At 53.2% G+C, this 21,431-nt stretch carries 15 protein-coding genes; 11 read left to right on the forward strand and 4 right to left on the reverse strand.

The features are described 5' to 3' along the window. Nucleotides 1-44 precede the first annotated feature (44 nt). The 3 genes from O5O45_RS17200 (at nt 45) to aspA (ending at nt 3,990) form a co-directional block, all read left to right on the forward strand. On the forward strand, nt 45-299 hold the full coding sequence (locus O5O45_RS17200; RefSeq protein ID WP_305900603.1) for a hypothetical protein: 255 nt from the start codon (nt 45-47) through the stop codon (nt 297-299). Nucleotides 300-336: 37 nt separating this feature from the next. Continuing rightward, on the forward strand, nt 337-2,499 hold the full coding sequence (locus tag O5O45_RS17205; protein ID WP_305900604.1) for a tRNA(Met) cytidine acetyltransferase TmcA: 2,163 nt from the start codon (nt 337-339) through the stop codon (nt 2,497-2,499). A gap of 78 nt (nt 2,500-2,577) precedes the next feature. Next, nucleotides 2,578-3,990 (forward strand): aspartate ammonia-lyase, encoded by a 1,413-nt coding sequence (aspA, locus tag O5O45_RS17210; RefSeq protein WP_305900605.1) that lies wholly within the window; start codon nt 2,578-2,580, stop codon nt 3,988-3,990. A 71-nt stretch (nt 3,991-4,061) separates the two neighbouring features. Here the strand turns inward: aspA and O5O45_RS17215 are convergent, their stop codons facing one another. Next, a complete protein-coding gene (locus O5O45_RS17215; RefSeq protein WP_305900606.1) occupies nt 4,062-4,655 on the reverse strand; it encodes an SIS domain-containing protein in 594 nt (197 codons plus the stop codon). A gap of 520 nt (nt 4,656-5,175) precedes the next feature. On the opposite strand from O5O45_RS17215, the gene O5O45_RS17220 reads away from it, so the two are divergent. Further along, nucleotides 5,176-7,581: a M64 family metallopeptidase gene (locus O5O45_RS17220; protein WP_305900607.1), complete on the forward strand. Its 2,406-nt coding sequence runs from the start codon at nt 5,176-5,178 to the stop codon at nt 7,579-7,581. Between the two features lie 67 nt (nt 7,582-7,648). Here the strand turns inward: O5O45_RS17220 and O5O45_RS17225 are convergent, their stop codons facing one another. Next, a complete protein-coding gene (locus O5O45_RS17225) occupies nt 7,649-9,982 on the reverse strand; it encodes a M48 family metallopeptidase (RefSeq protein ID WP_305900608.1) in 2,334 nt (777 codons plus the stop codon). A gap of 596 nt (nt 9,983-10,578) precedes the next feature. Between O5O45_RS17225 and O5O45_RS17230 the strand changes: the two genes are divergently transcribed. From O5O45_RS17230 to O5O45_RS17255, 6 genes are all read left to right on the forward strand, one after another. Then, nucleotides 10,579-12,129, forward strand: a complete 1,551-nt coding sequence (locus O5O45_RS17230) for an ABC transporter substrate-binding protein (protein ID WP_305900609.1) — start codon at nt 10,579-10,581, stop codon at nt 12,127-12,129. 141 nt (nt 12,130-12,270) lie between these two features. Further along, the gene (locus tag O5O45_RS17235; protein ID WP_305900610.1) at nt 12,271-13,248 is read left to right on the forward strand and encodes an ABC transporter permease; all 978 of its coding nucleotides are present in this window, start codon (nt 12,271-12,273) and stop codon (nt 13,246-13,248) included. Between the two features lie 23 nt (nt 13,249-13,271). Continuing rightward, nucleotides 13,272-14,213 carry an ABC transporter permease gene (locus O5O45_RS17240; protein WP_305900611.1) on the forward strand — a complete coding sequence of 314 codons (942 nt, stop codon included), beginning with the start codon at nt 13,272-13,274 and terminating at the stop codon, nt 14,211-14,213. A 3-nt stretch (nt 14,214-14,216) separates the two neighbouring features. Further along, nucleotides 14,217-15,215 carry an ABC transporter ATP-binding protein gene (locus O5O45_RS17245; RefSeq protein WP_305900612.1) on the forward strand — a complete coding sequence of 333 codons (999 nt, stop codon included), beginning with the start codon at nt 14,217-14,219 and terminating at the stop codon, nt 15,213-15,215. A 20-nt stretch (nt 15,216-15,235) separates the two neighbouring features. Beyond that, nucleotides 15,236-16,243 (forward strand): ABC transporter ATP-binding protein, encoded by a 1,008-nt coding sequence (locus O5O45_RS17250; RefSeq protein ID WP_305900613.1) that lies wholly within the window; start codon nt 15,236-15,238, stop codon nt 16,241-16,243. Between the two features lie 50 nt (nt 16,244-16,293). Beyond that, entirely contained in the window at nt 16,294-17,232 is a 939-nt protein-coding gene (locus O5O45_RS17255; protein ID WP_305900614.1) for a LysR family transcriptional regulator, read from the forward strand. A 31-nt stretch (nt 17,233-17,263) separates the two neighbouring features. Here O5O45_RS17255 and O5O45_RS17260 read toward each other — a convergent pair whose 3' ends face one another. Further along, nucleotides 17,264-18,145 carry a TraB/GumN family protein gene (locus tag O5O45_RS17260; RefSeq protein WP_305900615.1) on the reverse strand — a complete coding sequence of 294 codons (882 nt, stop codon included), beginning with the start codon at nt 18,143-18,145 and terminating at the stop codon, nt 17,264-17,266. 209 nt (nt 18,146-18,354) lie between these two features. After that, nucleotides 18,355-19,824, reverse strand: a complete 1,470-nt coding sequence (locus tag O5O45_RS17265; protein WP_305900616.1) for an immunoglobulin domain-containing protein — start codon at nt 19,822-19,824, stop codon at nt 18,355-18,357. 609 nt (nt 19,825-20,433) lie between these two features. Between O5O45_RS17265 and O5O45_RS17270 the strand changes: the two genes are divergently transcribed. After that, nucleotides 20,434-21,219: an AraC family transcriptional regulator gene (locus tag O5O45_RS17270; protein WP_305900617.1), complete on the forward strand. Its 786-nt coding sequence runs from the start codon at nt 20,434-20,436 to the stop codon at nt 21,217-21,219. Nucleotides 21,220-21,431: the final 212 nt, after the last annotated feature.

Raw genomic sequence — 21,431 nt, forward strand, 5'->3', positions numbered from 1 at the left:
TTTGCATAGTCGGCTCCACGGCTAATCACAGTGAGGAACTCAGGATGAATATTTCAGCGGAATTGAGCTTTTACCCCTTCACCGACGATTTTAAACCGCCCGTTCGCGACGTCATCAAGCACCTTGAACAGCAACCCGGCGTGGATGTTCGCCCTAATCGCATGAGCACTCAGGTCTTCGGCTCTTTCGAGGATGTCACCGCCGCCATTAACGCCACTATGCGCTGGTCGTTCGAGCGCTATGACAGCTGTGTCTTCGTCACCAAAATAATGAATAGCGACCGCAGCCCCAAAGACTGACCCTGCGAGACAACCACCGACCATGCAGTATTCCGCAATGTCTCAAGAGGAGAATTGGCGCGACGCCCTCGCGTCCGCTTTAGCCCGCGCTCGCGCCGCCAATTTCAGAGCGCCGGTTTTGATTCAGGGTGACGCGCCAGAAATCGATGCCGCGCTCTGGCCTGCGCTTGAGCTGTTAACGCCTAATCAACAGATTGTCTGGGTAGGCGCGCCCGCCTCGCCGCCGCCCACATTGCAGACGAAACTGGAAGTGTTGGAGGCCGCCCGCTTTCAAATCAGGCTCGGACAGGAAATTGACTGCCTGATATTCGACGCGCGCAGCGGATTTCATGCAGACGCCTTCGCAGCGCTAACCGGAACCGTACGCGGGGGAGGCGTATTGCTTTTGTTGACCCCGCCGGCGCAGCAATGGCCATCATTCGATGATCCGGATTATCAACGAATTTTAGCGCATCCGTTCACTCACCAAGATGTGGATGGTCATTATCTGCGACACTTGCAGAAGCACCTGGACAACGCCAGCGGGTGGCTGCGAGTCACGTTCGCCGGGAATGCGAAGCCAATCATCCGTTACACGGCCTCGAATACCCCATCCAATGCCGTTGCGCATACCGGATCGGTTTCGCAGTCCGCCGTGATCACAGCCTTGCGCGCGCTGATTGCGGGACAGCACGATGCCTTGGCCATTACAGCCGACCGCGGCCGGGGTAAGTCCGCCTCACTAGGCATTGCAGCCGCGCACCGAATCGCAGAAAGAGCGGAGTGCGTTTTAGTGACGGCGCCCTCCTTCGCCGCCGTGGCCACGCTATTCAAACATGCGGAGATGACCGCGACTGAACTGGGCCTGGATCAGGAACGCCTCAAACAACACCTGATATTCATCGCTCCCGACGATTTATTACAACGCCTCCCCACGGCTGACATAGTTTTAATCGACGAAGCGGCCGCGATCCCAACTCCCATTCTGGCGTCATTACTGGAGCATTACCCCAGTGTTGTCTTCGCCACCACCCTTCATGGCTACGAAGGCACCGGACAAGGCTTTCCACTGCGGGTCTTTCCATTGCTGGACAAACGCCGTCCTGGCTGGCGGCATGTGACGATGTCGCAACCCATGCGCTGGTCGCAAGGCGACCCACTGGAAACTTTTATCAACGACGCCTTATTGCTTAACCAGTATCAACCTGCACCTTTACCAACCGCTTGGGATGAGAGTGAGCTGAATTTCGAAAGACTTGATGGCGAATCCTTGCTGCGTTCTCCACAGCGACTATCGGAAATATTCCAGCTACTGACCCTGGCCCACTATCGCACGACCCCGGACGATTTAAGAACCCTGCTGGATAGCCCGGGGCTGGACGTATTTGTATCAACGGTGCGCGGCCGCGTCCTCGGCGCAGTGTTGCTTTCCCATGAACGCCCATTCACTGAACCGCAACTTATCGACGCCATCTGGCGCGGAACCCGTCGTCCGCGAGGGCATTTATTACAGCAATTGTTCGCCCAGCAGATGAGCGTCAGAGAGGCATTACAACGTCCGATGGCCCGTGTCATTCGCATCGCCGTACACCCCAAACGTCAGGGACGCGGCGTCGGCTTGTGGATGCTGCAGGCATTAAAGAGAACCTTAGAACAAACCGACTGTTGTCTGATCGGCGCCAGTTTTGGCGCTTCCGACGCCCTGCTGCAGTTCTGGGAGCAGGCAGGATATCGCCTGTTGCGCCTGGGCGGCAAACGCGACCATGTCGCTGGCGCCTATGCCGCTTGCGTTGCGATGTCTCTCAAATCCGAGGGGGAAGCGCTGATATCTCAGGCGCACGATCGTTTGGTGCGTCGCAGCGCCTTCGACAGCCACCATGTCTTCGCCCGCGAGCCCTGGATATTATCCCGGCTACCAACTCAGACGCAGGAGGCTTTGCAAGCCCGGGAAATAGAGCTGTTGCAGCTGTTTGTCGAGGGGAGCAGGCCGTATGAGAATGTCGAGGATCTCTTGCTGATTTTATGCGCCCAAACAGGCTTAACACATCTGGAAGAGAAAGCCGCCGCGCTTTGGCGCGCCAAAGTACAGCAACAGCAAGACTGGAGCGAAGTCGCCCGTCTGACGCGCCTGAGCGGCAGAAAACAAATCACCGCCCAATTGAGAGAGTGCGCCCGTGCGCTGTTAACGTCGCTCGAAACCGCTGGAGCCCCCGCAGGATAAGTGATTCTACGAGATTGCAGCGACTGAGCCACCATGTTTCCATTGCCTGCATAATTGTTGGCCATGCGAGATGTATCTATGACCGAGGTTCGAATCGAACACGACTTACTGGGTGATGAGCCCGTTCCCCGGGACGCGTATTACGGAATTCAAACCCAACGCGCCAAACAGAATTTCAATATCACCGGCGTTCCCATCAGCCATTTCCCGGAACTGATCAACTCTCTGGCCATGGTCAAAATGGCGGCGGCCCGCGCCAACCAGCAAACCGGCCAGCTAAGCGACGCCAAGGCGGAAGTCATTGAAGCCGCCTGCCGCGACATTATCAACGGCGGCTATCACGACCAATTTATTGTCGACCTCATTCAGGGCGGCGCAGGCACCTCCACCAACATGAACGCCAATGAGGTGATCGCCAACCGCGCGCTGGAAATCATGGGGCACGTCAAGGGCGAGTATGAATTCCTGCACCCCAACAACGACGTTAACATGTCCCAGTCCACCAACGACGCCTATCCTACCGCTGCGCGACTCGCCATTATTTTCGCTTCAGAGCCGTTGAGCGCCGCACTGTCGGATTTGATCAAAGCGCTGGAAGAGAAATCACGGGAATTCGCCGACGTCATTAAAATGGGACGCACCCAGCTTCAGGACGCGGTTCCCATGACTCTTGGCCAGGAGTTCGGCGCTTACGCCGTAACATTACGCGAGGATATCGACCGCATCAGCTACGCGGCGGGCTTGCTGCAGGAAGTGAACCTCGGCGGAACCGCCATCGGCACAGGCCTGAACGCCCACCCGGACTACCCGGATCTGGCGATTGACGCACTCGCCGAGATCTCCGGCAAGCCCATGCAATTGGCGCACTGTCTGGTTGAAGCCACCTCGGATATGGGCGCCTTCATCTTGTTTTCCGGCGTGCTCAAGCGTCTGGCCGTGAAGCTGTCAAAAGTCAGCAATGACTTGCGCCTGCTATCCAGTGGTCCCCGCGCCGGTTTCAATGAGATCAACCTACCGCCCATGCAGCCCGGCTCTTCCATTATGCCTGGCAAAGTGAATCCGGTTATTCCTGAAGCCATGAACCAGACTGCGTTTCAGGTCATCGGCAACGACCTCGCCATCACCATGGCGGCGGAAGCGGGACAGTTGCAGTTGAACGCAATGGAGCCGTTGATCATTTACAACCTGCTCAGCGGCATGCGCATGCTCGGCGAAGCCATCAAAATGCTGGAAACCAAGTGCGTGGCCGGCATCACCGCTAACAAAGAGCATTGTGAGCATACCGTCAAGAACAGCATCGGCATCATCACCGCGCTGAATCCGTTCATCGGTTATCAAAACGCCACCCGCATCGCCAAGAAAGCGCTGCATACTGGACGCGGCGTTGTGGAGCTAGTGCTGGAGGAAGGTTTGTTGACCGCCGCGCAACTGGATGACTTATTGCAGCCGTCCAAGATGCTTTCCACGCGTAGAATCAAACCCCGCGGTTAACCTGTCTGACTGACAAAAAACCGGGCCTGACGCCCGGTTTTTTTTTATTCAGGTCGGGTCAACGCCGGGATTTAAGCCTGCTCGTAGTTCTCAGGAAAAAAGCGACGCTCCACCAACTCAATCAGAATATGCAGCACTTTGATGTGCAGTTCCTGCACCCTGTCTGCATAGGAGCCGCCGGGAGCGCAGATACAGACGTCCGCCAGGCTCTCCAATGGCGAGCCCGCTTTACCCGTCAGGGCGATCACGCTGACGCCCTGCTCTCTCGCCGCTTTCGCCGCATTAAGAATGGTTGGACTCTTGCCGCTGGTGCTGATGGCGATAAGGCTATCGCCTTCGCGGCCATGGCTTTCGATATATCTTGAGAAAACATAATCGTAGCCATAATCATTGGCGACGCAGCTCATGTGGCTGGGGTCGCTGATGGCGATGGCGCCCAATCCTGACCGGTTATTACGGTAACGCCCGGTCAATTCCTCTGCAAAGTGCATGGCGTCACACATGGAGCCGCCGTTGCCGCAGGAATATACCCGTCCCTTCCGCTCGTAGGTTTTAATCAACGTCTCGGCCGCCGCCTCCACGCTACGCAAAGCCTCCGCGTTAGCGATAAAGTCATCCAGAGCCCGCTGTGCTTCAAGCAGACTGCCTTTGATATGTTCGATCACAGTGGAGACACCCTTCATAAAAATTTAATAAAAGCTTCTAAGGCCGTGCGGCCTGCTTCCGATAATAAGCGTCAGAGATTCATTTTCCTAATTTTTCATACGCTTTGTCGCCGGCAAAGTGATCTGCGAACAGAACGCCCTCTATTTATAAAAACGCATCCGTAATTATCCGCTTCAATTAATTTATTCGAAAAAAGTATTTCTTTATTTCTCTACGTTATTTAGAGCTGGCGTTATGCCGGAAAGCAAATCGCCCTCACATTTCAAAATAAGCCTAGGCCATTGATTTAACTGGCTATACGCCCTCCTGCATAGCTCCTAGGACCTACATAAAAGGCCTCCGCTCCTGTGTATTATTAAGCGGCTATGCTTATCAATTAACCAGTCCGGCGCAGAGGGAGTTAAGGCTCCGGGCATGTCATTAACCATGAGAAATGGATGATTCCGGATGATGCCGCCGACGCACAAACTCCGGCGCATATCCCGTCCATGGACCTCTTGCCTGAAAGGAGAGCTAGAAATGAAGGCGCTTGCGAAGTTATTCATACCTGTCTTTTTGCTGTGCTCATCCGCCTTCGCCACAGCAGAATCAGTGACCGAGCTGCATATCCAGTTGGATCGCACTCAAGTCAACGCCGCCAATCCCAGCGATCTTTCCGCCGGCGTCAACGCCAGTGTGAAAGACAAAATCGCCAAACAGGCCAAATTTTATCAGGACGATGAAATCGTTTCCGACGACCAATTAATGGTGATAGGTAAGGACGCCGAAGGCCGCGAAGTCTATCGGCAGGCGGTCGACAACCCTTTGTTGATGCACGCGGAAGCTTTCGACCCCGAAAGCGGCCAGATAGAAATAGCGGAAGAGATTGTCAAAAACACTGGGACGCTGCGTCTCGACGTGCCCAATCGTCCGGATATCCGCACTTTAGAATTGAACTCCATTAAAAAACAGCGCTCCGGCTACCAGTTCAACTTATTGCAGCGCATCAAGCTGGGAAAGAAACAGACAGCGCAGACAGCAGCGTCAGTAAGCCTGGAAGCTCGGGAAGATAACGGGGTTTTCAGCGTTTTCAAAACCGGCGACTCGGAAAACCGGGCTGACCTGGTTCTGGTTTCTGAAGGCTACACCAACAGCGACCTCAGCAAGTTCGAAGAAGACGTGCGCAAAATCGTAGAGGGCTACTTCGGCGAAGATATCTATAAAGAGTACAAAAACCATTTCAACGTATGGCGTGTGGAAGTACCGAGCAATCAGAGCGGCGCTGGCAACGGCGGTCCTATCGATACCAAATTCGGCGCCTACTTTAACTGCTACAACATTGAGCGCCTGCTTTGCGTCAACGAAAGCAAAGTACTCAACTACCTGAAGTCCGTCATGCCGGCGAACGCCATGGACAAAGTCCTGGTCGTAGTCAACACAGAGAAATATGGCGGTGCGGGCGGCCAGGTAGCCACCATGTCCCTGGCGCCGCAAGCCATTGATCTTGCACTACACGAGCTGGGCCACAGCTTCGCCAAACTCGCTGACGAATACGATTATGGGACCTGCCAGGTGCACGAACCGGACAACGCCAACGCCACCGCCAATTCCAGCGGCGCCAAATGGCGGCATTGGATGGATGTCGATTCCAACGTCGGCGTATTTGAAGGAGCGATGTATTGTACTCGCGGCATGTACCGCCCCACGCAAAACTCCATGATGAAAGAGCTGGGCAAGCCTTTCTACGCCGTCAATGAAAGCGAAATCGTGCGTCGCATTTATGGCCGCGTTAATGTCATCGACGCAGCCAATCCCGCGCAGACCGATATTTCCATGGGACAAGGCGAGTCCAGAGACTTTTCCGTTACTCCGGTGGACACTGCTTCCAATACAGTGAAGACCCTGTGGTATTTGAATGACCAGCAAGTAGGCGAAGGCGCGACATTCACCTTCAACAGCGGCAAGTATCAGGAAGGCGTCTATAAGCTGAAGGCCGTTGCAGCAGACAAGACGTCTCGCGTCATCAAAGATCCCAACAAGCTGCTGGTCGCAGAGAATACCTGGACAATCACGCTGGGCGACTCTGATTCCGGCTGTAAAGAAGCGCCCGCGACGCCAACAGGCCTGGCTTCTGCGAATATTGGCGCAACGTCTTTCAGCTTCAGTTGGAGCGCCGTCTCCGGGGCGGAAAGCTATCACACTGAAATCTGGAACGAATCCGCCTCTAAATGGGAAGCGTTGGAAGACACTGCCGAGACGACTGTTTCCGTCAACGGACTTGAGCAAGGCAGCACTCAGTGGGTCAGGGTATCCGCCAAGAACGCTTGCGGTGCGTCCACTCCATCCGAGTATCTCACAGTTGAACTGACTGACAGCCAGGACTGCACACAGCCTCCAGCCGTTCCTGGCGCATTCGCCGCATCGGATGTCACGGATGGACGCTTCACTCTGAGCTGGAGCGCAGCAGACGGCGCAGCATCCTATGCGGTGCAAAAATGGACCGGCTGGGAATGGCGCGACCATAAGGAAACTGATGCGACCTCAATGGATGTCACAGCAAGCCGTCTGGGCACAACCGAGTACTATCGCGTTTACGCCAAGAATCAGTGCGGTTCAGGACAGGCGACCAACTGGATCAAAGTAGTCATCCACCAGAGTAAAGGGTGTACGAATCCACCTGCCAAGCCAGCCGGTTTGCAGTCTTCCTACGTCTACTCCACCCAGTTCAGATTGACTTGGCCAAAAGTAACCGGCGCCACGCAATATGAAGTGCAAACCTGGGACGGCTACGCCAGATCCTGGAAGCCTTATCAGAGCACCCAGGGCAACTACGTGGACTTCCACCAACTGCAAAAGGGTTATGTGTACTACCCTAGAGTAGTGGCGAAGAACGCTTGCGGCGCAAGCACTCCGTCCAACTATCTGACAGTCAGATTGCCACGCTGACCCCAACGCAAAGAACCCGGCTCACGCCGGGTTCTTTTTATCTTCTCAGAATCCCATATCAGGCGCCCTAGCGCGCTAAAAGCTCCGCAAACTGCCCCGCTCCCAGAGCCGCTCCCACGATCGCCAATGCGATAATGAAACGCGCCAACGCAGGCGCAACGCCATCCGCAGTCTGGAAACGGTCCCAGAGCCCGAGTCGTTTTTGACGCTTACGTTCAGCGCCCGGCAACAACACCGAATATTTCGCAGGAGCCCGGGAAGGTTTCGGAGCCGCTCCAATTTGCTCTCCGTGTTTCAGGCTTTGCGCCACTTTAGCCTCCGTTAACAACAACTGCTCCAACGCCGCATGCTTGAGCGCAGAAAAACAGCCGGCGGCGCTGTTTATCCAGCTATCGATGGCCTGCATCCATTCATTGATATTTTTCTTGCTGGGCGGCGGTAGCTTGAACTCGCCAAACGCTTCACTCCAATTGGACAAGCCAAGCTTTTCACTCAACGTGGCGTCCAAATTCACCTCCACAGCCACCGCGAAATCGAGGCGCAGAATTTGATACACCTCTTCCGCCACAACCAACAAACGCTTCAATTCACGGGAACTGACATTGCGGTCCGCAGTAATGACTGCAACCACATTAGCCATCAATCCCTGCGCGTCTCTTAAATTGGCTTCCGAGTGATCAGCGTAATGCAACATGGCCGCCAAGCCTGTCAGATATGCATCCCAGCCCCCCGGAAGCCTTTTCGCCGCAGCTCGAAACACGCTGCGGCAACGGCGGTCATGGCGACAAATCTGTTCGCGGGCGTCCTGAACTTCTTTTTCCAGCTCAGCGATAACATCCGGTAAATCCGCCCTCTTGAGTTCCTGACCACGATGGCGGATAACGCCGCCAGGGGCAGTAAAAATTTTGTCGTATACGGCCTGCAGCGAAACCCGCTCCTCTTCCAGATTGCGCAAGCGCTCCAGGTCCGCCGTCAAGGTCTCGGGATACAGGGCGTCCAGTTCAGTGTTGATGGCGCTCGTAATAGGTTTCTTGTCATATAAATCATCAACTGTCTCAGCACTGCGCACGACTGAACGCCCCAAATAGACGCCCCGGTAAACAGGGTTCAGATACGCCCGATCAAACTGACTGTCCAGTTTCAACAGAGACTCTTGAATATCCGCCGGTTCCGCCTCTTCTTCCAGACGAATCAGATGGGCGCTCATTTGCGCTTTCATCGCCGCGGGATCGGAAAATAGTTCCCAGGCCGAGCGTTCATCCAAAGGCGCCGCCACATAGACTCGCTTGGCGTTGCTCTCCCTTTCCGAGTTCTCCGGGTGCGTCGCCCACATGCGAGGCGGTTGCGCCAAAGCGGATTTAAACACTCGATGCGTTTCCGGATTCGCCTCTGGCAGCAAAGGGGCGCAGCCATAGTCTGGTTTATCCAGTATCTTGCCAATGCTGGCGATGACGCGACTTTGCACGGCGAAAATATCCTGCACTCCGCGCTTCTCGCTCAACTCGCCGCCGACAAACCGCAACGCGCGGTCCCAGGCTTCATCTGCGGCTTGCAATCGATGCAATGCATGCACCAGGGCGTCGCTGCCGGTCAAAGACACCGCCACCAGGTCCGCCTGTAATTCCATTTCCCGCGACAGCGCGCGCTGCGCCATCACCACCAGACTGAACACCGTGTCCAATAGGGATCGTATCGACCAAACGATCAAAGACAGCAGCCAACCGATCCAGGCTATACGTAAATCGAATCGGGACAGCCCGCGCAGAAAGTTATCGAACATATCCCGTTCAGCAATGATATAGGCGGCAATTTGATGCGCCACGTACACCCATCTCCCCACCGCCATTGACCGCTGGGCGAAGTGCCCGAACTCATGGGCCAGAACGGCTTTCATCTCGCCTAAAGTCAGCACGTTCACCAGCCCTAGACCGATCTCCAGATTTTTCTTGGAAGGAAATATAAGGTTGAGAATGGACAGATCGTAAAATACCGCGGCGTTGACCCGTGGCGACAAAAAAACGCGGTGTGGTCTTGGCGCACCCGCCTCGTCCGCCAGCCGATATAAAAACTCGAATAGTCTGGGCTCTTGCTCCGGCGTAATTTCAATATCGCCGGATTCATGTCCATGTTTGACAAAAAATAACGCCTTTAGCAGAAATAGAGCCAGAAATGCGGCCAGGGCGCCGGCGACTGCGTTAAACAGCACATCGTCACCACCCAGGTAGGCGGCGTAAATACGCTTACCGGCTATCCAGCTGAACCAGCCCGCCAAGGAGAAGTAGAGTGCGACAAATAGCGCCAGTCCAGCCATGGCGAGCCAGGCTTTCTGCTTATAACCAGCAGAGGGACGAGTGAGATTCTCAGGAACTGAGGCGGGACCAGCAGGGTACATATTTTCCATTCACTTTGCTCCAAACAAAGTTTTTACAACAGGACGGGAACAGGAGTTCCCCTGACGACTGAAGGCGGGCTTGCAATAGCTTTATCTTGCGACTGGCGCTGGCGAACAATCCCTTGCGTTAAACTTGGATTTCGAATGGCTGGCGTATACGCAAAATCTATGGCGAAGCCGACCACCTAATATAGTCGATAGGTTCTTTTTTCGCCATTTTTATTACTCACCCCAATTTTTCAAACACTTAGGCGTCCTCAACTCAAGGTGAGAAAATATCGCAGAACCCCTACTCCTATCTGCACCAATTAATTTCGGCGTTTCACAATACGGGTGCATACTTATACGTTTCATGCATGAGACGTGTCGAAATTTCGATTGTCTGACTCATAGGCGAGCCATTAGGCTGCTTATCACATGATGCAGTACTCGCTTCTAACGACCATGTATCATTTTCTTTAGGGATAACCTGAATCAACACTGGTTTGATTTAACGCCTTCTAATGCTGACCTGTCGGCAGTAGACGCGGCTGGTGGCTCCAGGACGGATATTTCCGGTCGCTCATAATAAACAGTCATTCCCAACAAAGAAGGAAGACGAAACAATGAAAAAGACTCTTGGTATCATTGCCGGGGCCGTTCTATCACTAGGCCTGGTAAACGCTAACGCCGCGACGCTCAAGCTCGCGCTGGACGCAGACCCCGTTTCACTCGATCCCCATGAACAACTTTCCGGCGGCACCTTACAGTTGTCCCACTGGTTGTTCGATCCATTGGTGCGCTGGACCAAGGACCTCTCTTTTGAACCCCGCCTGGCGGAAAAATGGGAGAGAGTCGACGACCTGACCATGCGCTTCCACCTGCGCAAAGACGTTAAGTTCCACTCTGGAAACACATTCACCGCCAAAGATGTGAAGTGGACTTTCGATCGTCTGAAGCAGTCTCCTGACTTCAAGGGAATCTTCGAGCCATTCGCGGACGTTAAAATCGTAGACGACTACACCGTCGATCTGGTGACCAAAGAGCCTTTTCCATTGGTGCTGAACAACGCCACCTACCTTTTCCCAATGGACAGCGCCTTCTACAGCGGCACAGATGATAATGGTCAGCCTAAAGACCTGCTGGTGAAACACGGCAACTCTTTCGCCTCCCGCAAAGCCTCCGGCACCGGTCCTTATACTGTGTCTTATCGCGAACAGGGCGTAAAAGTTGAGTTCTCCCGCTACCCTGGCTACTGGGACAGCAAGTCTCCCGGTAATGTCGACAAAATGATCCTGACGCCAATCAAAGAAGATCCAACTCGCGTCGCGGCGCTGCTTTCCGGCGACGTGGATTATATCGCGCCAGTACCGCCGACCGACCTCAAGCGCATTGAGTCCGACAAGAACACCAAGCTGGTCACCATGAGCGGCACGCGCATCATCACATTCCAGATGAACCAGAATCGTCGTCCTGAGTTCAAGGATCCTCGCGTACGTCAGGCGATCAACTACGCAATTAATCAGGAAGCCATCAGCGACAAGATCATGAAAGGCTTCTCCACGCCTGCCGCTCAATTAAGCCCGAAAGGCTACCTGGGTTACAACGCGGACCTGAAGCCACGCTTTGACCTGAAAAAGGCCAAAGAGCTGATGAAAGAAGCAGGTTACGAAAAAGGTTTCTCCGTCACCATGATGGCGCCTAATAACCGCTACGTGAATGACGAAAAAATCGCACAGGCCGCCGCCGCCATGTTGGCGAAAATCAACATCAAAGTGGACCTGAAAACCCTGCCGAAAGCGCAATACTGGCCTGAGTTCGACGCTCGTGCGGCGGACATCATGATGATCGGCTGGCACTCCGACACTGAGGACTCCAACAACTTCTACGAGTTCCTGGTGATGTGCCCGAACACCGAAACAGGCGCAGGACAGTACAACAGCGGTAACTACTGCAACCCGAAAGTGGACGAGATGGTGAAAGAGGCCAACAAGATCACTGACGCCAAGAAACGCGCAGAAATCATGCAGAACATCGAGAAGACTCTGTATGACGAAGGCGCCTTCATCCCACTGCACTGGCAGGACCTAGCCTGGGCCTCCAAAAAGAATGTCGGAGCTGAAGAAGTGTTGAACGTTATGGACTTCCCATACTTCGGCGACTTGGTGATTAAGTAAGCTACTAACCAAGCTTGATTAATCCGCCATTCAGGCAAAGAATCAGAGCCAGATTCTGGAGGGGATCGGACAGCAGTGATGGGACTGCTGTCCGAAGGGAAAGAATCTGGCTCTCCTTTTAACGCCTTAGGTATCTATTAGATGTTGGCATTTTTAATTCGCAGAATCGCTCAGGCTGCGGTGGTGATGTTCGTCATCAGCCTGATCAGTTTCTCCATTCAAGACAATCTTGGCGACCCACTTCGTGAACTGGTGGGACAAGCCGTATCAGAACAAGAACGTAACGCTCTGCGGGAAGAAATGGGCCTCAATGACCCCTTCCTCACCCAATACTGGCGTTTCGCAAAAAAAGCCGTTCAGGGAGATCTTGGCGACTCTTACTTTTTTAAAGAGCCCGCCTTGCAGGTTATCCTCAAGAAACTTCCCGCCACCCTGGAATTGGTATTCGGCGCTACGCTGATCATCGTCCTGTTGTCGGCGCCGCTCGGCGTGTTTTCAGCCATTCGACCGCATCACTGGTTTTCCAAACTGGTGATGGGCGTCAGTATTATCGGGATTTCTATACCAGTATTCCTTACCGCCATACTGCTCATGTACGTCTTCGCCATCGAATTGGGACTGATGCCCTCATTTGGACGCGGCGAACTGGTCCATGTATTCGGCTATTGGGACTCAGGTTTCTTCACCTGGGATGGAATCAAACACTTGATTCTTCCTTCAGTCGCCCTGTCTTCCATCATGCTGCCATTATTTATCCGCCTCATCCGGTCGGAGATGATGGAGGTGCTGGAATCAGAATACGTGCGTTACGCCTGGGCGAAAGGTCTGAATCCGAAGCGTATTTACTTTCTGCATGCGCTTAAAAACACCATGCTGCCCGTCATTACCGTCGGCGGCGTGCAAATAGGCACCATGGTCGCTTATACGATATTGACCGAAACGGTCTTCCAATGGCCTGGCATGGGCTTCCTGTTCCTGGAAGCGGTGAACCGAGTCGATACGCCCCTGATCGTGGCCTATCTGATTGTCGTCGGCGCCATCTTTGTGATTACCAACACTATCGTGGACCTGATTTACGGACTGGTTAACCCAACCGTAAAACTGGCCGGTAAGCAATAGCATCAGGAAGGAGAGTAACCCTCATGCAATCTAACGTTAAAGCTTCACCGAGCCGATGGGCGCAGTTTAAAGACTCTCACTTTTGGCACAGCTTCAAAAAAGACAAGATCGCGATCGTCAGTTTTACGATATTCGCATTGATTCTGTTTGCGAGTCTGCTGGCCCCCGTATTGGCGCCCTTTGATCCTTACGACCTTACCCAGGTCGACATCATGGACGCGGAAATCCCACCCAATTGGGAAGAAAACGGTGACGAACGCTTCGTTTTCGGCACCGACTCACAAGGACGCGATATGTGGAGCACCATTCTCTACGGCACTCGCATCTCGTTGATGATTGGCGTCTGCGCAGTATTGCTGCAAGCGTTTCTGGGAATTGTCATTGGCCTGATCGCCGGCTATTTCGGCGGCAAAATCGACAACTTCCTGATGCGTCTGGCGGACATTCAGTTATCGTTCTCCACGTTGATGGTGGCGATCATTGTCCTGGCCGTGTTCCAGGCCGCATTTGGCGCAGAGCTGTACCAGGAGCTGGCGTTATTCATGTTGATTATGGTTATCGGCATCGCTGAATGGCCGCAGTACGCCCGTACCGTTCGCGCGACAGTGTTGGCTGAACGTAAGAAAGAGTATGTGGACGCCGCCAGAGTCATTGGTCTGCGCTCCAATCGCATCATGTTCCGCCATATTCTGCCGAATACGTTATCGCCAGTACTGGTCATCTCCACGGTGCAGATCGCTAACGCTATTATCTCGGAAGCGTCCCTGTCCTTCCTTGGGTTGGGTATGCCGCCTTCGAAACCGTCTCTCGGCTCCCTGATTTCCAGCGGATTTGAGTTTATTTTCTCGGGCTCCTGGTGGATCACCATCATTCCCGGCATCGTGCTGATCTGTCTTGTCCTGGTAGTGAATCTGCTGGGCGACTGGATGCGCGACGTTCTCAATCCCAAGCTTTACAAGGGCTGATCCATGGCGCTATTAGAAGTTAAAAACCTGGAAGTAAAATTTGGATTGCGCAGCGGCGCCGTGACCGCCCTGCGGGACATCAGCTTCACCGTTGACCGCGGTCAACGCCTGGGTATCGTGGGCGAATCCGGCGCCGGTAAATCCGTAGCCGCCTTCTCGATTCTTAATTTGCTGAGTCGCCCTGGCTTTATCTCAGGCGGAGAGATCAACTTCGACGGCAAAAACCTGTTGAAAATGTCTCCCGACGAGCTGCGCAACGTACGCGGCAACCGCATCAGCATGATCTTTCAGGATCCTATGATGACCCTGAATCCCGTACTGACGGTAGGCGACCAGATGGTTGAATGCCTGCAGGCGCACACTCGCGTTTCCAAAGTCGACGCGAAAAAAATCGCCCTGGAAAAACTCAAGCTGGTGCAAATTCCTTCCCCGGAAAAGCGGCTGGACCAATATCCTCACGAGCTTTCCGGCGGTATGAAGCAACGCATCATTATCGCTATCGCTCTTTTGCTGAACCCGGACATCATCATCGCCGATGAACCGACAACCGCACTGGACGTCACCATCCAGGCGGAGATCATGGATTTGCTGCTGGAACTGTGCAAAAGCCAGAACCTGGGTCTGATTCTGATCACTCACGACCTGGGCGTCGTTTCCCAGGTCACCCAACAGATGATCGTCATGTATGCAGGAAAAATAATCGAGCAAGGCCCGACCAAGGAAATCATCAATGACGCTCAACACCCCTATACGCAAGGCCTGATCAACGCCCTGCCACAACAGGGCGTGCCTGGAGAACGTCTGTACCAGATTCCCGGAGCGATGCCGCCGCTGCAACGCATTCCTAGAGGATGCGCCTTCCATCCGCGCTGCGCCTACGCGCAAGAGCGATGCGAAAAGGAACAGCCGGACTTTACTATATCCGGTGGTTGCCGCGTGGCATGCCATATGGTGGAGGACATGATCAAACAGGCTAACGTCCCCGCTTCCGAAGAGAAATAGAATTACAAGAGTCCGGTCTTATGACAGCATTGGTGAATATAAAAAACCTGTACAAAAAGTTTCCTATACATGGCGACTGGTTGGATCAAATCAGTTTCGCCAACGGCCGCTTCCACATGAAGCGCGAATACGTGCACGCCATCAACGGCGTCTCTCTGGATGTTCAGAAAGGTGAGGCGTTGTGCGTGGTCGGTGAGTCCGGCTGCGGCAAGTCTACAGTCGCACGCGTCGTGATGGGACTGCTTTCTCCCAGCAGCGGAGAGATTTGCTACGAAGGTCAGCGCATCGACAATCTGTCATCCAATGAGATGATGCCCTTCCGTCGCAAGATGCAGATGATCTTTCAGAACCCCTACGCATCACTCAATCCGCGCATGACAATCAAGCAAACGCTTGAGGAGCCGATTCGCTGGCACCAACCTAAATTAGCCAACGGAGAGCTGAAGGACAAAGTGGCGGAAGTCATGAAGTCCGTGGGCGTAGACCCTTCCTGGGGCGAGCGCTTCCCTCATGAGTTCTCCGGCGGTCAGCGCCAGCGTATCAGCATCGCGCGCGCACTGATTGTAGATCCTGAGTTTATTGTCGCCGACGAACCGATTTCCGCATTGGACGTATCGATCCAGGCGCAAGTGTTGAACCTGCTTATGGACGCTCAGGAACAACGCGGCCTCACCTATCTGTTCATCACCCACGACTTGTCCGTTGTTGAACATTTCGGCACCCGCGTCGCAGTCATGTATTTGGGATCTCTCTGCGAAGTCACCACAGCCCGCAAGCTGTTCGCGGCCCCTCGGCACCCTTACACCCAGGCTCTGCTCAGCGCCATTCCTCGACTGGAAGACGAGAAGCCTGACTTTATCCGCCTCAAAGGCGAAGTGCCCACCCCGGTAAACCTGCCCTCAGGCTGTGTATTTCATGGCCGCTGCCCTCTCGCCAACGATCGCTGCAAACGTGAAGTCCCCGTATTAAGGGAGGTAGACGGAACACAGGTGGCATGTCATGCTGTTGAAGAAGGCCGGCTAGATTAGCCGGCTTTTTTAACCACCCTAACAATAAAATCATAGCGGACTGTAGATCTGTGGAAATTCGTTGGCTTGAAGACTTCATAGCTCTCGCTAAAACCCGGCACTTTTCACGCGCCGCGGATGAGCAGAATGTGACGCAGCCGACATTTAGCCGTCGGATAAAACTTCTGGAAGAAGAAATGGGCGTACAGCTGGTCGACAGGAACACCCTGCCGCTTTCGCTGACGCCAGCAGGCGAGTTGTTTCTTGACGCCGCTGACAAAATCACCCGCATCCTCAGGGATACGCGGGAAGAATGCCACGCGATTCGCGAAGAACAATCAAGCCGGCTGGTTTTTGCCACGACGCAAACGCTCTACCTTTCCTTTTATAAGGCGTGGCTGGAGCCATTCAGCCGCTCGCTGGATATTGCACTGGACTTGAATCTCCACTCGACCGCCTGGACCGTTCGCGACTTTTCCCACGCCTTAATGGAACAACAATGCGATATCATGCTGTGCTACTGGCACCCAAGCATCGAGCTGTTGGCGGATGCATCGCCCAATGTATTTGAATACGTAAAGATCGCTGGAGAACGGCTGTTACCATGCAGTTCCGTGGACGAGTCCGGCGCGCCCAAATTTGTTTTGCCCGGGCATAAAAGAAGACCTATTCCTTTTATCGACTATCATGACAATGCCTTCCTCAAACCAGTTGTGCATCATACGATCACACACTCACAGAACGATCTGCACTTAGTGACCGTTAACAAGAACTTCCATTCTGTCAGCGTCAAAGCCATGATTCGGGAAGGTTTCGGCGTGGGCTGGATTCCATTCAGGCTGGCGCAGGAAAGCATTCGTTACGGAAGAATGAAACCAGCCGGGGATGAGCGCTACTACACTGACTTGGAGGTGCGTTTTTACCGTAAGCGAGATAATAAGCACCCTGGTCTGGAGAAGTTATGGAACAAGTTAAAAGAGCATACGGAAGCCAACGTTAGCGTGGCTTAGCTTCCGTAACGAGCTCTGAGTCTTGCCTGGCTTATTGCTGCGAAACCTGATACCCCTGTTTTTGCAGCAAATCCACAACACTGCCAGGTCCCACCAAGTGGCCTGCGCCAACGACGACAAAACAAATTTCTCTGTTTTTCATACAGGTCTCCACCGACTGCGCCATCTTTGGATTACGGCCGTCGAACATGAGTTCGTAGACAGGCTTGGCGGCTGGCGTTTCTTTCAAAGGGTCACTAATTGCAAGTCGATACATCGCATCCGCATCCCCTTTTTTCCACGCGGTCGCCATTTCACCCCAGAGTTTCTCGTACTCGTCCATTTTGGACAGTTCTTCCCGAGTGGCCTCTTCTACTTCAGGCAGCTTCATCACCAATTCCATCTGCTCCTGAAAAGATTCGATCTCGCGAATGGGCTTGCTGCCTCTCGCCTGACTCATGAAGTAATAGTCGATGCCTCTATCTTGTGAATAGCCCAGACGCATTGCTTCCAGAGCCGCCAAGGTTAATTCGATAAAACCAATACGCTGACGCTCAATCGCCTGCAATGGAATCTGGTGCAAACTGAGTCGCTCTTTAAGCAGCTTTATCGTTTCTGGAGATAAGTGATCATGAATGGTTTCGCCGTTAGGGTAAAACGCCGTGCGTTGAATGATTTCCTGCTGCTTTTCAGGTGATATCGCCTTATCATCCATTTCCACAACCAATACATCGCTGCGCTTGAACGCATCCATGATTTGTCGGCGCATGGGATAAAACTCATCGGAACCGAAATGAATAGCCCCGAGCAAATAAGCCGTCGCGCCGCCGGACTCCACCCTCCAGAATAATCCTTTATCTCCAGCCGCCTGAGCACTGACAACCATCCACTGCAAAACGATAAAGCACAGAACGCGCTTCAGCATGACGTGCATTTTAACTCCTTGATGCGATAGCTATTCCGAAGACCAACACAATTGTCGCCTAAACACCGCCTAGGATAGCAGTAGAACTCTTGAGGTAAAGGTAAATTATCTAGCAAAAAGAGGAAGTTTTAGGGAAGGAACTTTAAAAAAGGCCGGGCTTTATCCATTGCAGACAGGCTTCCGGCCTTGATCCATTCCAGCGCGCTCCGCGCCAGTGGTTATTTAAAGGTTTTGGACAATGTTTTGGACGATTCGCTCTCTAATCCGTTCACATCCACTGCCGTCACAGCAAATGTATTGTAGCCGGCAGGCAGGTTCGACAACTCAATGCTGGTTTGCGATGGGCTGCTAACTTGAATCACCTTCTCATAATTTTCATCTGGAGCACGATGGTAAATACGGAATCCTTTCAATTCAGTTCTAGCCAGACCGTCGCCGTTTTCACGGGTAGTTGGGATACTCCAGGCTATCTTCACCTTGCGCACAGGCTTGGTGGATACCTTAATGCTAGCGCGATTGCTAGTGACGCTACTCACATCGTTGCTGACCACGACATCATAATTGCCGCTATTGTTTAGAGTCAGCCCTTTCAACGCCAGTGAGCTATGAGTAGCGTTAGGTAGATTGACCCCGTTCTTGCGCCATTGGTAGCGAATTGGATCTGTACCTGTCGCCGAGACATTCAATGTCACGGATTCGGAAACGTATGCGCTTGCCGAAGTGGGTTGAATGGAAATCTTAACCGGGGTGGAATCGCCCAAGGCAGCGCGCTTGGCGAACTCTGAAGACTGCTGACTAATCTGAGACAGCAATGACTGCACCGACTTATTGCGAGTCATCGCCTCCAAATCTGTAGAGATAGCAGACGCCTCATTGAATAAAACATTCATCGTCACCAGAGACTGAGTATTAAAGTCGCTAGGAGGTAGCCCTCCAGTCTCCGTATATGACCTTACCGCATCGCCCATTACTTTAGCGATGGACATACCTTGACGCTGCGCCAAACCTGCAAATGCAGCGTTGACCACGCTCGCGCGCATATATTCAATTCCCACGCCTGCAGCATCACTATTGGGCAGAGCAACCAAATCCAGGGGTCGCTTATCAATCAAGCTCTCCTGGATACCCAAAGACTTCGCCAAATCGGCTTTCGCCTGACTCCAGGAAGCAGACGTTAAGCCCTTACTGCTCTTGTGAGACAAGGCGACGGCCAAGTGCGTCAATGCGGAAATATTCAGAACCGCTTTATCGGCTGTTGGCAGTGGCAGATACGAATCGAGAACAAACCCTTCCGACAATGACATCACGTCACCAAAAGACGTTCCCTGCCCCGACGCATTTAAACCGCAGCCAGCGGTGGCGTCGCAGGTCATACGCGTGCTCTCATTGGAAGTCGCCTCAATCAGGTAGCCGCCCGCCACCGGATTTTTAATAACCAGCTCGTAACTTCCGTCAGCATTCGTCAACGTAAGCGCAGCGGGGTTTTGAAAATCCGCATCATTCGCTGCGCCTTTCGCCACAACCGGGAACGCCGCCACCAGAGCGTTTTTCAGCGTCCCCTTCATCACATAACCGCTAACCGTTAACGAGCGTTCCGGCTCAGCTGGCGTGTCATCGTCAGGCGAAGCATCATCGCCTGGCTGTGAGGGGGTCGAGGGCTCAGAAGGCGTAGTAGGCTCCGTTGGCATATCTGGTTGAGAAGGATTCGTAGAGTCGTTTCCGCCCCCACCTGGAGTTGATGGTGTAGTCGACCCAGTATCTGAAGATCCTGAGTCGACGCCAGAATCATTGTTTGTAGCTCCATTGGAGCCAGAGCTGTTCTGCGTTGGGGAGGAAGTATCCACAGGGGCGCTGTTGGACTGTCCGCTATTTTGCGCAGACTTGCCCCCATTGGAATCATGTTCGTTACAGGCTGCCAATCCCAAAGCGACAGCAAAGCATCCTGCCATTAGCAGCACACGGCGGTGAAAGGTATAGGAGATCATTGTGTGTCGTTCTCTATTAGTCGCACGGTAAGGATACTGATCACAGCCAAATCCACCATTGGCCGTTAGGCCTATTTACCAAAACCGCACACAATCCATTTGGACTATTTTTATCCAAAGACAACACGTTGATTGCGTTAAGGAAAACACTTGAGGCCGAAAGAGCGGGGCAGTATAAATTTCAGCAGCGTATAAAGAAAGAGGGTGGTAATATTGCGCCGCCTGACTTGCATGCCGCAATGGATGCATTTACCCTGAGCGTATCTGTACATTTTTCAACCAAACCCATTTTTTACTTATTCGATACATTGCATGCTGCAAGCAAATGTGATCAGCCTGCCGCAAAACGTAAATCGGCACAAACATACGCACTACCAACTAGTGCTGGGTCTAACCGGCACCGCCGAGATTGATATGTGCGGTCTCGCAGCTCGTTTGGACGTCAGTCACGCCTGCATCGTGCCGACCGAGACATTCCATGACTTTTATGGACGCCCTCGCAACCATGTTTTGGTCATTGATCTGGATCAGGACTATCCTGCCTTTCTCGACTCCCATCACCCCGACTACGACCTTTTAAACCCTATGTTTGAAAGGCCGCAGCTGGTGACGCTGGATCGTGGACTGCAGCAACTGACGCAAGTTTCCATCCAGGAGATCCAGTGGGCGCAGGACGACCGCGCCCTGCGTCACCATTTGGCGTGCAGCATTATCCGCTGCCTAAGCCGAAGAATTTCGCCCAGTGTAAAGCGACAAAAATCTCCCGTTCTCGACATGCACCGGATCGACCAGTTCATCTATAAACACCTGCATGAGCGTATCTGTATTTCAGATCTCGCCGGCAGTATTTGCGTGAGTGAACGCCACTTCCACGAACTCTTCAAACAGGCGACAAATCAGACGCCCCATCAATATGTCATCCGGGCGCGCCTGGATTACGCCAAGCGCTTGATGCTTGAGACCAATTTGTCTATCGCGGAAATCAGCCAGAAGTGCGGATTTTCCAGCCAGAGCGCACTGACCAACTGCATGCGCAAGCATGACGGACTCACCCCCAAACAGGTGCAAAAACGCAGTCAGCAATCCAACAGGATGTAAATGCGACAGGTCAATTTTTGATTATTGCAGTTCTGTAAAGCACAGTTTTTTGCAAAATCCATGCAGTTTTTTGTAAGACCTGAACGATAGCAAAACATTACATTCTGTCCATTCGCCCCGTCTCCGGCCGTTGCCGTTCTTTTGAGCAAATAAAACGACAGCGGATCAGGCCGGGCCGGCTCATTTCAAAAGCCGGATCTTTACAGACAATA

Origin of the sequence: Hahella sp. HNIBRBA332, from assembly GCF_030719035.1 — a bacterium.
In the GTDB taxonomy this organism is placed as follows: Bacteria; Pseudomonadota; Gammaproteobacteria; order Pseudomonadales; family Oleiphilaceae; genus Hahella.

Bases quoted from the DNA above. Each gene is read 5' to 3' on its own strand.
- O5O45_RS17200 (WP_305900603.1), top strand. From the start codon at position 45: ATGAATATTTCAGCGGAATTGAGCTTTTACCCCTTCACCGACGATTTT.
- O5O45_RS17205 (WP_305900604.1), top strand. From the start codon at position 337: ATGTCTCAAGAGGAGAATTGGCGCGACGCCCTCGCGTCCGCTTTAGCC.
- aspA (WP_305900605.1), top strand. From the start codon at position 2,578: ATGACCGAGGTTCGAATCGAACACGACTTACTGGGTGATGAGCCCGTT.
- O5O45_RS17220 (WP_305900607.1), top strand. From the start codon at position 5,176: ATGAAGGCGCTTGCGAAGTTATTCATACCTGTCTTTTTGCTGTGCTCA.
- O5O45_RS17225 (WP_305900608.1), bottom strand. From the start codon at position 9,982: ATGGAAAATATGTACCCTGCTGGTCCCGCCTCAGTTCCTGAGAATCTC.
- O5O45_RS17230 (WP_305900609.1), top strand. From the start codon at position 10,579: ATGAAAAAGACTCTTGGTATCATTGCCGGGGCCGTTCTATCACTAGGC.
- O5O45_RS17235 (WP_305900610.1), top strand. From the start codon at position 12,271: ATGTTGGCATTTTTAATTCGCAGAATCGCTCAGGCTGCGGTGGTGATG.
- O5O45_RS17240 (WP_305900611.1), top strand. From the start codon at position 13,272: ATGCAATCTAACGTTAAAGCTTCACCGAGCCGATGGGCGCAGTTTAAA.
- O5O45_RS17245 (WP_305900612.1), top strand. From the start codon at position 14,217: ATGGCGCTATTAGAAGTTAAAAACCTGGAAGTAAAATTTGGATTGCGC.
- O5O45_RS17250 (WP_305900613.1), top strand. From the start codon at position 15,236: ATGACAGCATTGGTGAATATAAAAAACCTGTACAAAAAGTTTCCTATA.
- O5O45_RS17260 (WP_305900615.1), bottom strand. From the start codon at position 18,145: ATGCACGTCATGCTGAAGCGCGTTCTGTGCTTTATCGTTTTGCAGTGG.
- O5O45_RS17265 (WP_305900616.1), bottom strand. From the start codon at position 19,824: ATGCCAACGGAGCCTACTACGCCTTCTGAGCCCTCGACCCCCTCACAG.
- O5O45_RS17270 (WP_305900617.1), top strand. From the start codon at position 20,434: ATGCTGCAAGCAAATGTGATCAGCCTGCCGCAAAACGTAAATCGGCAC.